The 13,535-nt window shown below is 33.1% G+C and carries 13 protein-coding genes and 3 pseudogenes; 7 read left to right on the forward strand and 9 right to left on the reverse strand.

Annotated elements, in window-relative coordinates; all coding sequences use genetic code 11:
* Positions 1-15 precede the first annotated feature (15 nt).
* From WBM_RS04375 to WBM_RS05615, 4 genes and pseudogenes are all read right to left on the reverse strand, one after another.
* Positions 16-420, reverse strand: coding sequence for a hypothetical protein (locus tag WBM_RS04375; protein ID WP_011256909.1), 405 nt, complete (start codon positions 418-420; stop codon positions 16-18).
* A 490-nt stretch (positions 421-910) separates the two neighbouring features.
* A pseudogene (locus WBM_RS04380) lies at positions 911-1,303 on the reverse strand (phage major capsid protein); the annotation flags it as partial.
* Between the two features lie 185 nt (positions 1,304-1,488).
* A pseudogene (locus tag WBM_RS06650) lies at positions 1,489-1,695 on the reverse strand (IS110 family transposase); the annotation flags it as partial.
* Positions 1,696-1,739: 44 nt separating this feature from the next.
* Positions 1,740-2,736 (reverse strand): annotated as a pseudogene (locus WBM_RS05615) (IS630 family transposase).
* A gap of 533 nt (positions 2,737-3,269) precedes the next feature.
* Here WBM_RS05615 and WBM_RS04395 point away from each other — a divergent pair.
* Positions 3,270-3,551 (forward strand): hypothetical protein, encoded by a 282-nt coding sequence (locus WBM_RS04395; RefSeq protein WP_011256910.1) that lies wholly within the window; start codon positions 3,270-3,272, stop codon positions 3,549-3,551.
* Between the two features lie 496 nt (positions 3,552-4,047).
* Positions 4,048-4,218 carry a hypothetical protein gene (locus tag WBM_RS05845; protein ID WP_158676307.1) on the forward strand — a complete coding sequence of 57 codons (171 nt, stop codon included), beginning with the start codon at positions 4,048-4,050 and terminating at the stop codon, positions 4,216-4,218.
* Positions 4,219-4,383: 165 nt separating this feature from the next.
* On the opposite strand, the gene WBM_RS06655 is transcribed toward WBM_RS05845, so the two are convergent.
* The 3 genes from WBM_RS06655 to WBM_RS04405 all read right to left on the reverse strand — a co-directional run bounded on the left by WBM_RS06655 (position 4,384) and on the right by WBM_RS04405 (position 7,547).
* The gene (locus WBM_RS06655) at positions 4,384-4,482 is read right to left on the reverse strand and encodes a phosphotransferase (RefSeq protein ID WP_233417511.1); all 99 of its coding nucleotides are present in this window, start codon (positions 4,480-4,482) and stop codon (positions 4,384-4,386) included.
* A gap of 894 nt (positions 4,483-5,376) precedes the next feature.
* A complete protein-coding gene (gene ubiB, locus WBM_RS04400) occupies positions 5,377-6,810 on the reverse strand; it encodes a 2-polyprenylphenol 6-hydroxylase (protein WP_011256911.1) in 1,434 nt (477 codons plus the stop codon).
* Positions 6,807-7,547 (reverse strand): metal ABC transporter ATP-binding protein, encoded by a 741-nt coding sequence (locus WBM_RS04405; protein ID WP_011256912.1) that lies wholly within the window; start codon positions 7,545-7,547, stop codon positions 6,807-6,809. The genes ubiB and WBM_RS04405 overlap by 4 nt, the downstream gene beginning before the upstream one ends.
* On the opposite strand from WBM_RS04405, the gene WBM_RS04410 reads away from it, so the two are divergent.
* Positions 7,539-8,426, forward strand: coding sequence for a zinc ABC transporter substrate-binding protein (locus WBM_RS04410; protein WP_041571504.1), 888 nt, complete (start codon positions 7,539-7,541; stop codon positions 8,424-8,426). The genes WBM_RS04405 and WBM_RS04410 overlap by 9 nt on opposite strands.
* A 39-nt stretch (positions 8,427-8,465) precedes the next feature.
* Here WBM_RS04410 and ndk read toward each other — a convergent pair whose 3' ends face one another.
* Positions 8,466-8,885, reverse strand: coding sequence for a nucleoside-diphosphate kinase (gene ndk / locus WBM_RS04415; RefSeq protein ID WP_011256914.1), 420 nt, complete (start codon positions 8,883-8,885; stop codon positions 8,466-8,468).
* 110 nt (positions 8,886-8,995) lie between these two features.
* On the opposite strand from ndk, the gene WBM_RS04420 reads away from it, so the two are divergent.
* The 3 genes from WBM_RS04420 (at position 8,996) to WBM_RS04430 (ending at position 11,703) form a co-directional block, all read left to right on the forward strand.
* Complete coding sequence (locus WBM_RS04420) at positions 8,996-9,748, forward strand: hypothetical protein (RefSeq protein WP_011256915.1); 753 nt, start codon at positions 8,996-8,998, stop codon at positions 9,746-9,748.
* Positions 9,749-10,771 (forward strand): ferrochelatase, encoded by a 1,023-nt coding sequence (gene hemH, locus WBM_RS04425; protein ID WP_011256916.1) that lies wholly within the window; start codon positions 9,749-9,751, stop codon positions 10,769-10,771. It begins immediately after the preceding gene.
* Between the two features lie 77 nt (positions 10,772-10,848).
* Complete coding sequence (locus tag WBM_RS04430) at positions 10,849-11,703, forward strand: hypothetical protein (protein ID WP_011256917.1); 855 nt, start codon at positions 10,849-10,851, stop codon at positions 11,701-11,703.
* A 9-nt stretch (positions 11,704-11,712) separates the two neighbouring features.
* Here the strand turns inward: WBM_RS04430 and gshA are convergent, their stop codons facing one another.
* Positions 11,713-12,873, reverse strand: a complete 1,161-nt coding sequence (gene gshA / locus WBM_RS04435; RefSeq protein ID WP_011256918.1) for a glutamate--cysteine ligase — start codon at positions 12,871-12,873, stop codon at positions 11,713-11,715.
* A 106-nt stretch (positions 12,874-12,979) separates the two neighbouring features.
* Between gshA and hslV the strand changes: the two genes are divergently transcribed.
* The gene (gene hslV / locus WBM_RS04440) at positions 12,980-13,534 is read left to right on the forward strand and encodes an ATP-dependent protease subunit HslV (RefSeq protein WP_041571505.1); all 555 of its coding nucleotides are present in this window, start codon (positions 12,980-12,982) and stop codon (positions 13,532-13,534) included.
* Position 13,535 lies beyond the last annotated feature (1 nt).

The raw sequence follows: 13,535 nt of genomic DNA on the forward strand, positions 1-13,535 counted from the left end.
ATCGTACTCACAATACTATCTAATTTTTATGTATATGGAAAAGAAAAAAAGGAGCACTTGAAAGTGTGCTCCTTTTTGAAGTTCATGACTGTTGACCAATAGATAAACCACTGTCAACAACTGGTGTTGCTGCAGGACTATCAGTTTTGAACTTGGTGTGTTGCCATTTGCAGGAACTTTAAGTTCAGAACTTGCAGCTTCAGGCGCAATTGGATATTTAGCGTATATATTGAATTCTTTTATTATATCGCTAAAACCTAACAGTTCTTTCATTCTTTCTGGTTCATTATCACCATAAATCGTACTGTTATCTTGAGTTCCAACTGAATTTATGGACAGATGTATATAACCATTCTCCATTTCTATTTTTGAGTCACAACGACCTGTGATATATAGCTGTTTCTCTCCTTCAAGATTCAAATGGAACTCATCACAAATAACATTATTATCCTTGTTTTTGTATACTTCTTAAAGTATTTGATAGTTATTATGTTTTATATCCAGCCATATTTACCATCAATAACCTTCAGGCAAGCTGTAGGTTCTTGAGCTATCTTAATACTGCTTATTTGGTTTGTTTTATTACTAGACTTTCAAATTGATTAAAATTTTCCTAAAGTTCATGAAATTTCTGTACAACTAGCAATCTACTTAAAAAACTTTTTTATGCTTTTCACATATTCATTCCTTAAATTAATAATAAATTAACTTAGTTATTATATATAAGGCATAACATGTCAACTATTTTAGAAAATGTTTTTAATACTCGCTTGAACTTGCAATCTTTAATAATTTAATAGCACTGGTGTTCACAACTTTTCTACTGACACATTTAGTGACAGAAAACCTCATATAGGGCTCATCCGTATAAGGGTTCCTTAACATTCTCATTCCTCACTATCTACAATTTTTAAGCCCGTTTAAAATCTACCACTACAATTATCGGTAGCCGATTGTCTGGTATAGGCGGCATATCAACGGATTGATATACTAGTATTTCCATTAAGGTATCCAGAGCTTCAAACGATAAACTTGGTTGCCAAAGATATTGACATGTTTGAGACTTAAATAGTCTAACATCTTTTAGTATACTCCTGTTCATTAAAAATGATGCTATCTTGGAATAGTACTCATTCAGAGAATAGCAAGATTTCATTATTGCATTACCATCCAATTTCTCAGCTTCAACTTGCTCTATCTTGTTGTAACTATTTCCATCTTCATAAGATAAGATTCCTTTGGGTTGGAAAGTGCCATCACCTTTAATGAAAGCTTCGCTTTCTTTCGTACTGAAAATCCCAGCAACTTTTTCAACTAACCAACTTTCAACATCAACAAATGTATCATCAAGTAGCTTTTGTGATCAACTATGTTTTTTTAATTTTCATTGATATAATTTTGCAACTTTACCCAATCATGCAGGTAATAAAAACCCATTCGCCATAGGAGTAGAACTTTATGTCAAACAGCTATTGCAACAATTACTGCTTAAGTCACTGCTGTGTAAATTAATGTTGCTTTAAGTCTTACATTACCAATTACTATAATTTTATGCATTAGAGCTGTTATGGCCATCATCTTCTTCTTACCACTTTCAATAGCTTAGAATAGATTACCAAGTACAGACTTTGCAGCAGCCATGGCTGATATAAAGAGCCTTGAACAAACATTACTTCTACCACCTATAATCCTTCGTTAACTAACAGTTTTATTACTTTACCTTATACCAATTTTCACTGTTAATAGGTCAAATAAGTGACATTGCAGAGTTGCTTTATTGCGGAGCGAGAAGGGTAGGTAATAAATTTACATAAAGCGCTCTCAAGCAAAGCAATTGTATTATATACTTTATTACGCAAAATGTTCTGTTTTATATATAACCAAAGTTTTCCAATAGGATGAAGCTCAGGTAAGTACGATGACAGGTATATAATCTTGACATTTTTAGGTATCTTTAAATTTTTTGAATTATACCAATTAGCACAATCTATGACAAGAAAGGCTTCTTGTGTTCTTAAATATTGCAATATTTGTTCAAGAAATATATTCATACAACCAGTGTTGATATTCAGTGCAAATAAGCTAGAACTTTCTTCACTCCTAGGATTAACTGTACTGTAGAGATAAAAATTTTGTCTACCTAACTTTACTTTAACCTGTATTCTAACGCCCTTTTTTAAACCACCAGTGACAACCTTCGAATGTGTGCCCCGCGATTCATCAAAGAAAAATTAGCTCTTATTCATGATATTTGCCAATAGTCTCATTAAAATTTTTAACTATTCCTACCTACCTTTATCTTGTCCATTATGAATTGGTCTTAGCGTAATATACGAAAACCTCATTTTTTGCATATTAAGGTGTACTGTAGTCTTGCTGACATCCAAGCCAAATTTTTCCTGGATTCTATTCTCATTTCTTTAATGGTAATATTAGAGTTTTCTTGTATCCATACTTCAACTTGTTCAAATTGACTCTGATCAATCTAGTTTTTCTGCAACATTGAGGAGTAGCAAACAATTTTTCTTTTCTTCCAAATTTTAGTTACCTTATCCATACAGTCAGTGCTGTTCTTGAAATTCAACACATTTTTGCTACGGCTGTTATACTCTGCTTTCTTGCTACAATTACAGCATTTAGTTTTTTTGCAACATATGTGTTATTTCGTACTTTCTTCAGTATTTCTTTTGCTGATTCTACGACCATTCCATCCAATAATTTTGATTTCAATGCCATTTAAACCTCACTATTTTACTTACTTCAGTATGACTTCTTTTCCATCATTGCCTATCCGTTCCTTGTGCAGTGGGAATTGGTATCACTATATGGTCCTGCCATTCTTTTTCCTTTATCACTAGCCAATCCCTCATTATACCTTCCTTTCTCTTTGAGGAAACTTTATCCGGGTTAGCTACAGTAGGTTTAGGTCTTGAAATGAGAAAGTAAATTTTGTACAAATGAAAAATTAGACAACTGTGATATAAATGATTTAAATTAAATACACTTATGTCACCATAAACTCATATCAAATCTTTTTTAACTTTGAGTATTATTACATTTCGTATTAAAATATGTGCATGAGCTGCCTTATGGACGTAATCTTGACCGCACATGTTATATATCAGTACTCAATGAAAAACGAGGAACATGTAGTATAAAACATGTGCTGATTTATAAGTTAGGTTGCAAATACGAAATCGATGTAGCACTACATTTAGCTGTTTTTATGATGAACAAGTTAAATACGCCAGAAATTTCTTAAGTTTTAAATGAGTATAACTTACTACAGATTTCGGAAATGCATTGTTACCTTCATTATAAAAGTCGGATTTATTGATATAACTTCTCCAGAAAAGAGCATATCACTAGAACTGATAGAGGAAGAGAAAATTGAACCCAAACATCTTGGAACTTACAGCAGAAAAGCACAAACAATTTATCAAGAACTGGTTAATCAACAATTCAAACATATCATACAATATGGAACAAATTTTTTAAATTCGGGAATTATATATAAAACAACTGGAAAGATATGGAAAGTGAAATTATGACCTTACGATCCATTAGTTGGGCTGTGATCACAATAACCATAACGATTTTCACTTCTTTTAGTAGAGTTCTTAACTTAGCAATATATATTGCTAAAACTTAAACAATACAACCACTTCCAGCAATAAGAAAAGGCCCAACCTATTACACTAGCCCATTACTATCATACTCTCCAGAACTATACGCTTTTTTATTTCCTTGATAAAACCTTTAGCTATATATAATTCAACCTTGACTTTACATATGGCTCAAATACCATATATGTATTGTAGTGTGGAGATAATATGGTCGACCAAAATCTGAATAAAGCAGAATCTTACTATACTATGCATAACAAAAATCTTGATTATATGATCTCATATGTGCATCCTAATGTCGACTTTATAGGTCCTCCTTTAACTATGATGGTAGAGAATCAGTAACTGAAGCTGTCAAAAAATTTTCGATGTTTTTCAAGAGTCTTACAATCTGAAAAAGATTTACTTCTGGTAGAAGATTATGCTAGTATTAAATTTTGATTATCCTGATCCTATAGGTACTTTTCGAGGTACTTCATTTTTATCATTTGATGGTGGCTTATTTTCGAATAGAATTGTTCTACGATACTCGCGTTTGAGGGGAAAGAAGATGGAATTTTTACTTAAAATTGAATTAACATTAACCAATTAGAATTTCATCAATAATTTTCCTTTATTTCATAGCTTCTGGGCTGTCCTTATTTTTTAATTAGTGTAGTTGTAACGAGAGCCTTCCATAAAGCACAACCATATGCTCTAGGCCATGTATTTGAATTTAAACATAGATGTGATTTGAAAATTCTCCGACTCTCATTTTTCAAAAAAAATTCCACACAACGACTAGATCACAAGCTGGATCACCAACACCCATACATTCAAAATCAATCACAGCAGCTATACACCCATATTTTATCAAGATATTCCCAATTGCAAAATCACCATGTATCCATACTGAGTTCTTGTTTCATTTTGAGCTTACAGCCTTTTTCAAAACAGATGTTATGGTTTTGTGTCAATAAAAACCTTGCAACTCTATAATTGCCGATTTTTCTGCATTATAGATTGATATGTGGTCACCACGCTAGTAGTTATGAAACCCAGGACTAGGGCCTCCTCTAACATCAATCCTACATAATTCGTTCAAAAACTGTGCAAGTTGAAAAGCAATAACCTGTAAATTCAGATCACCTATAGACACTTTTATTTATGCTTTTCTCCCTTCAATCCACCTGTACATTAACCAATTCTAAGGATAATGTTTCGATGGTTGCCCCACTCCAAGCAGTTCAGGAACAGAAAACGATAAATGCAGTGCAAGTATCTTGAGCCGTTTTTGCTCCTTTAGAACTCGTAGTGCACAATTTTCTGCATTTGGTAGCCCTGATCAATATTTCTTCACATAAGCGAAAGGTTCAATTGTCTATGCGACTGGACTCAACAGGTTTAACCTCTAAATAGCCCACTTTGGAAACTGCTGTACAACAAGTTTGGCAGCAAGTGACAAAGTAATTTCTAAACGACTACTAGTTTTTGATATCATTGCTTGCTCCACCTCAAAACCTCACAGTTCCAAAATAAACTTCCCTTTTACATTCAGTTAATAGTAATTAATTTGAGAATAAAATAAAAGAAAAACTGAGGTACATAAATAAAACCTTCCCATAATTGGTTAACTTTTTAAACTTACACCCTTCATTACTAGGTAGACTAGACTATCATGTTAGCTGCATGGTCCCAGCGTTAAGCACTAGAATGACATTAAGGAATGGCCAATGTTTTTTATGTAAGTAGCAGTCATGCAAGAAGTCTATCACAAAAAAATCAAAAGCTTAACGATTAGCGCTATGACCATAGACCACAGTAAAAAGTAGATTTTTCCATTTGATCTATCTTTAATTTGAATATTCTCTAGTTTCTGATTAGCTATTAGGTTTAATTTTTCTATAAGGTTAAAAATTTCTTGAATTGTCTTTACGGGGTAAGAGCTCTTTATTCTCTCTTTATAGCTTATTTTATTTTTATGTTGATTTTCCGTCCATGCTTCAACCACCTTCCACACATTAATTTCTGGGTAGATTTTTCTACAAGTTCCCTCTAGCAAAATCATAGTTTTTTGCAGAAGTAATAATTGCGTTTGAACTTTCATATCAAAATCACCAGTTATTTTTAACAATTGAGCAAGTAAACTAGCAAAAGAAATTTTCTGTATGGGCTGCCCTATAATAGGTTCACCTATTGCCCTGCACGCTGTAACAAAACTTTTATGCTGCGGCGAAACATAACCAGCTCTAAAGTGCACTTTTGCAACGCGATCATAATCCCGGTTCAAAAAGCCTTTCAGTATCTCTATTACATAGTAACATGTTTCTCGGTCTATTCGGCCCATAATTCCACAATCTAAAGCGACAATACTGTTGTTACTATCGATCATTAGATTGCCAGGATGCATATCCGCGTGAAAGAAACAATCTCTATATACTTGATTACAAAACGACTCTATAAGATTAATAGCTATTTGCTTATGATTATTTAGTTTTTCAACTTCATATACTGGTGTTGCCCCTATCCACTCCAATGTTAAAACCCTTTTTGAAGTTCTACTCCAGTCCACTTCAGGAACATAAAAACCTCTGTCGTTTTTTGTATTTTCCCTAAGCTCCGAAGAGTGAGCAGCTTCAAAGCGTAGATCTAGCTCTAATCGGCAAATTTCAGCAAAAGTTTCAACTAACTCAATTGGTTTTAGCCTCCTTGATTGCTTGCTAAACTTTTCTACAATCCCCGCAAGCCAAAAAAGCATTTTGATATCTTTTGAAAATGTTTTTTCAATATTTGGCCTTAAAATTTTTACAGCAACTTCTTTACCTTCTGTTGTAGTTGCCTTATGAGCTTGAGAAATTGATGCTGCTGCAATTGGTTTTTCAGAAAAACTTGAAAAAATGTCACTTAACTTACAATTAAATTCGCTCTCTATAGTTTTAACTGCTATCTTGTGTGAAAAAGAGGGCAATTTATCACATATCAACAATAAATTATTCGTTATATCCTCATTCAAAATATCAGTACGTGACGAGATAGATTGCCCAAACTTAATAAATACTGGACCTAATTTCTCAAAAGCACATCTTAGTTTATAGCCTCGTATTCTATTTATTGATTTCCTTGATGGAGAAAGTAAATAAGGTGATATGTTATAACGAGTTAGTACTGCAGTTATATACAAAAGGCGCAGAATACTTTGAATCATTTTGCTATGTAACTGCTAAATATCTCGCCTAGAGTTCTATCCTCCATAATCTTACCAGGCTTACCTTGGCAATAGATAGTATGATTTATACAAATAATATAATCTGAACATGGTACAATGGAGCTTAAATCATGAGACGTCATAAGGATCGAAATTAGTCGTTTTTTTGCTATTTCTCCTATAATATCGTAAAACTTAGCACGTGCGTTAATGTCCATCGCACTAACCGGCTCATCTAGAATAATCAAGTCAGGCTCTGCAATTAAACAGTGTGCAAGTAGTAATAATTGCATCTGTCCTGCAGAAATCTCTAATACTTGATTTTTCAAAATACTGCCAATACCAACTAATTCTATCACTTCCGTAATAACCGATTGATTTTTCTTCAATTTTTTTGAAAAACTATTTAAGAGGAAATACTCAACTGTTATTGGCATCAACTTACTAATGCTAAAATTTTGTGGCATGTAGCTAATTTTTATATTATCAGCAAATATAACGCTACCTGTATAATTCTTACTTATACCAGCAACCACCTTCATCAAAGAAGTTTTACCTCCACCATTTGGGCCAAGTATGGTAACTATATCTCCCTTTTCTATTGATATATTAATACCATCGAGAACCTTTTTATTATCGTATGCCAGAGCAAGATTTTCTATTTTTAGGACACTGTCATTGACATTATTTAACTTTTTGACAAAATTTAAATTTTTCTCGATGCTTTCATGAGACATTTACTAGCTTTTTTTCTATTACTTTTATTTACACTATACTATAATATTGCCCTTTCATCCAATTTAAAAATTGTAGCCACAATAAAACCTATACATTCACTTGTAGCCTCTGTTACAGATGGAATTTCAAAACCGTACTTGCTTGCCTACACAACATCCACACATGATCATATATTAAAGCCATTTGATGTGAGCAACTTAGAATCAAGTGATGTTATATTTTATATTGATGATAACTTAGAGACATTTATTAAACCTTTCGCTAAAGATAAAAAAGAACTTGTGCAGTTGTCAAAGACAATTAACTTACTTCCTGCTCGATCACATTCATTCTCCAAACAAATTACCCATACTCAAGATGAAAAAGATCTACATATTTGGCTGAGTCCTGAAAATGCAAAGAGTATGATACTTTCTATAAGTGAAGCACTATCTAACATAGACAAGGAGAATGCCTCCCGGTACAACTACAATGCAATAAAAGCTAAAAAAAAAATAAATCAAGAAGCAGAAAAAATTGCAAAAGAATTAAATGACTTTAAAAATCAAAAATACATAGTCACTCACGATGCTTATCAATATTTTGAAAAATATTTCGGTTTAAATCACCCAAGTGTTATTCTTTCTATAGAAGAGGACTCTTACATAGGCATGAAAAGCTTAATGAAACTAAAAAAGGTGATGGAGGAAGAAAATATTAAATGTATATTTTCTCATTCACTAGAAGATAGCATAAAACCTAAAGTCCTTTCCAATGACGCAAAAATGATAATTCTTGATCCTATTGGGTCAAATATAGAACCTGGAAAAGATGCATATCTTGCTATAATCAATGACATTACACAAAATTTTAAATCTTGTTTTGCTGGGTATCAGTAAAAATCTGAGTAAAATATAGCTATGTTAGCAGGCCTGAAGCTACACCAACTCACACTCAGCAAAAAAGAAAGCTATCTCCTTATGAGCATTTTCTAAACTATCAGAACCGTGGACTCTATTTTCATTAACATCATCAGCAAAGTCACCTCTGATTGTACCCTTATCTGCCTGCTTTGGATCTGTAGCTCCCATGATTTGTCTATATTTACTGATTGCATTTTCACCAACTAAAACTTGAACTATTACAGGACCAGAAGTCATAAATTCCACTAATCCTCCAAAAAAAGGTCTATCTTTATGAATTGCATAAAACAGTTCTGCTTGTTTTTTTGTTAGTAACATCATTTTTTGTGCTATTATCCTTAGCCCAGACTTTTCGATATAGGAATTTATATTACCTATAATATTATTTTTCACCGTATCAGGTTTTAATATCGAAAGTGTCCTCTCAATCGCCATATTTTCTTATGTAAAACCACACACTTACATATTTATCTTATTGCAAATTCCGGTTTTATAAAAGTAGTTTTTTCTTTATAGTTAAGAATAAATCATCAAGTAGGTATTGCATGGATTACTGTCATAAAAAACTAGTAAATAATCTTAAGTCATCAATTTTTTGTGGAACAAAAGGGTTTTTAACTTTTAGTTTGGCCTTTTTAAGTTATTTGGAATATAGCTCACGTCATAATACAAAACTACAAGAAGGTGCTGCTTTCGCAATGAAAAGAAACATTATTCCATTTCTTGAAATGACAATTATAGCACTGTTCGTCTGCTTTGTACTACCAGCTATGGTAGATAATATAAGCTTCATGCTATGTGCATCTATATGTGCTGCGTTGATGATTGCTACATGTTTTGTCGTAAGAACTTTTAATCTGCGTGAGAAGTTACTAGAAAAGATCACCAACCATGGTAGAAAAGAAATAGACGAAGAATTTAAGAAGGATTCTATAAAATTTCCTATTTTTGATCAAAATAGAAAACAAATTGAGTATAATTCACCTAACCAAGAACAATTATCAAACGAAACAGGTAGCACCTCTTTTTTTGTTACGTTCTTAGTTTTTCCTCTGAAGGTTCTTCAAAGCTGCATAATGCTATCTTTAGCCGCCATTGAACTTCTCGAAGCAGTACCAAGTTTTTGTGTTGATTTAGTTTTTGATAGAAGTCCTTTTGCATCTACAAAGAGTAACTTGCAGAGATCTGGCCATTTATTATATGTTAGTGTGAGAAATTTAGTGCCTATATCTATACTTGATGAGTGTGTAGCTGATTTTACAGGCACCCCAAAAGTAACTTGTTGTAGTAGTGCGTAGGTGAAAAAGGCAGTTGTCTTACTTAACCTTGGTGGACCTGACTCACTGAGTGCGGTCCGTCCTTTTTTATTTAATCTTTTTTATGATAAGAGAATAATTAATTTGCCCAATCCTTTTCGGTTCTTTTTAGCAAAATTTATATCCGCAAAACGAGAAAATAATGCACGAAAAATATATGAACAAATTGGAGGCAAATCACCAATCTTAGAAAACACAAAAATGCAAGCTGAAGCACTTGAGCGAGAGCTTAATAGATCTGTCTTTTGTCATCCAAGTAGCGTGACACTGGGGCCTAGAAAAGAAAACTGGATTCCAGTGTCACGCATAGGAATGACATCAAAACTGACCAAAGTTTTCATCTGCATGCGCTACTGGCATCCATTTGCCAATGAAGTTGTTAAAAGTGTAAAGCAGTTTGATCCTGATGAAGTAATTCTGCTGCCGTTATATCCTCAATATTCAACTACTACAACTTTGTCATCCATCGAAAATTGGCAAAAAAATGCTAAACAATATGGCATAAAATGTAACACAAAAATAATTCGCCACCATTATGATAACCAAGATTTTATTGAGGCCCACGCTAACCTGATAACTAAACACTATAAATTAGCTAGTGAAGTTGGTAAACCAAGAGTTCTATTTTCAGCCCATAGCCTGCCTCTCAGTGTTATTAAAAAAGGCGACCCATATGCCTTACAGGTAGAAGAAACAGTAAAACTGATAGTAAAAAAATTACATATTAAAGATCTTGACTGGTCAATATGCTATCAGAGCAAGATCGGCCCTGTAAAATGGCTAGAACCAAGCACTGAAAGCGAGTTATTACGTGCAAAAGCTGATGGCGTACCTGTAGTTTTATTACCAATATCTTTTGTTTCTGAGCATTCAGAAACGCTTGTTGAACTTGACATGGAATATAAAACTATTATCAAGGATGGATATTACTTTCGCATACCAACTCTTAGTACTAACTCCTTGTTTATTAAGTGCCTAGCTGGTTTATGTATAAACCACTCTTAAGGTCTTGATTTATAGTGCTTTTCTTTTAGGACTCCATGTGATAGAATGATAAGAGATTATTATTCTATTAGTTATTTATGCTGAATAAGCCAACAAAAGAATCAAATATGTCCGTAAAAGTGATACATAAGCTTCATGGTCATCATATCAGGAAGATAATCTGTATTACAACAGCTTTAACAATGTTGCTGTGTAAGATCTCACTACAATTCTGCTGTGAGTTTATTAACAATAATAGATCAAATATCTCCTTTACATGGAAGGTTGCCAAGTTAATAAAATTGCCAATATCCATATTATACACTCTCCATTTAGGACTCAATTTAGCTGGATACAAATCTAAAAGTAAATCAAGTAATAAAGATAAACCTAAAGAACTAGTAGAGTTTATAGGTGAATTAGCTCTCTTGATAAGCAGTATCATAGGAGTATCGACACAGATGAAAATCACCCATTTGTTTGCTGCAGGCGCAGTTAGTCATGTGGGGCTTGCATCAACAATTCTATTTCTATTTATTTCAGAACCTATAAACTACTATTATACATATAAACAATATCAAGAGGCATATAAAAAATACCAAGACGTAAGTAAAGAATATCAAGGTAAAAAGGATACTGATGAGCTTACAAAATGTGAAGCTGATCTTGCTAAATGCAATAAGGACCTCATTATCAGCACACTGACTCTGTCATTAGGTTTATTAAATTTTATATTAAAAAGGATAGAAATTGCAACCATACCAATAGACTTGGGTAATGGTATAATCTATAATTTCAATTGGAGCGTAGCAGCCAGCATAATATATAGCACAGCATTTCTGGCAATCCAGCTTGACAAACTGTTTAATCAACCTATCAACAATGATCCTTCTACTGAACTTGGTAATACTACTAATCATAATCATGATCTGCACAATGGCTGCGCTATATAGAAGTAGAAATTAGATATGAAAAGACCTCATTTCTACTGCTAATGCTAGCACTGCTAATTTGCTAACTGTACCCCAAAGTGACAGGGTTTTATTTTCTACAACTTGGCTAACATCATAAAACTTACAGTTAGTAGAATTTAAGCTAGAATATATATCTTTTCTGCTATTGCAACGGTATAAATAGCAAGTTGGAGTATTTCCTATATAGTATATAAGCGGCTCTGCAGGACTACATTCAAATATATCGATAGTAGGTACACCTTCTTGTATAATAACGCTATTGACTTCTATACCTTCTTTTATCTTTTTCATTTTATGACGCTTTTTTTTATTGAGGGTCAATATTTCTTCTCCGCTTGTTGCTGTTATAATGCCCATTCCATATGTTCCATTGCTTGCTTTGATAAAAACATAAGGTTGAGTCTTTATTCCATATTCCTCATACTTTTTTTGCACTAGAGACAATACTTGGTCAACTTTAGTTGCTACTGTTTCTAGCGGTGAATCGTCATTGAAATCTACTTCATCACAGCCCTCTGTAAATGCAGAAATAAGCCATGGATCTATTTTAAATTCGCTACAGAACTCGGACACTAATTTTTTATAAATTTTAAAATATTTAAACTTCTGCCTGCTGTGCCAACCATATAATGGACTCGGTATTATCTCTTGTTTTACATTTTCTAACATATCGGGAATATGACTTGTCATATCCCGGTTTAGTATAATAACATCTGGCATAAATCCTGAAGTTGTCTTGAGCAGAGAGTTTTCTTTCACAATAGTTTCATACGGCTCTATTAAATTGTATGCTTCATTATGAAAGAGACCAATTCTCGTTTCAAAACCTGCTTGTTGTAGTATTACCTCTATAGCAAACACGTTTTCTATATACATTTTATTTCGCGTGTAGTTCTCCGGTATTATGAGAACTCTTTTATGTTGCTTCCCTTCAAAGTAGCTCCTCATTAGCTCTGCTGTTGTTGCCTTTGACATTTCACTTAGATTATTAAATCCTGCAGGAAACAAATTGGCGTCTATTGGGGCAATTTTGTAACCAGAATTTCTAAGATCTATAGAGTTATAAAATGGTAATGTAAGGCTGTTAAACTGTGTCTCAAACCAATTATTTATACTTTTTTCTAAATTTGGATGAATTATATTTTGCATCTACACTTTAAATGTTATAAGGAAGATACTATATTATAAGCTATAGCTAAACATATTTAACTAACGATTACAGTATAATGAAATTACTATTTAAACTGACACAAAAATGATTCAACACGACAGCAGCAAAATGTATGGAACTACCATACTGTCAATTAGGAAAGACAAAAGCGTAATAGTAATAGGTGATGGACAGGTTTCATTAGGACATACTGTTATAAAATCTGGGGCAAAAAAAGTCAGGCGTCTTTCTAGTGATTCCGTTATTGCCGGTTTTGCTGGAGCAACAGCTGATGCATTTACTCTTTTTGAAAGACTAGAATCTAAACTCGATAAACATCCAGGACAATTAATGAGAGCATGCGTTGAACTTGCAAAAGATTGGAGAATGGATAAGTATTTAAGAAAACTGGAAGCTATGATGATAGTTGCAGATAAGTCTATTTCGTTAGTAATCACAGGAACAGGTGATGTTCTTGAACCTGAAGATGGAATTGCAGCAATTGGCTCTGGGGGAAATTTTGCCCTATCTGCAGCAAAAGCTTTGATTGACATCAAAGGAATATCAATAGAGGAGATTGCAAAAAAAGCTATGAAAATAGCAGCCGATATATGTGTTTACACAAATCATAATGTAGTTGTTGAAAAGATAGAGGGATAAT

The organism is Wolbachia endosymbiont strain TRS of Brugia malayi (assembly GCF_000008385.1).
Lineage (GTDB): Bacteria > Pseudomonadota > Alphaproteobacteria > Rickettsiales > Anaplasmataceae > Wolbachia.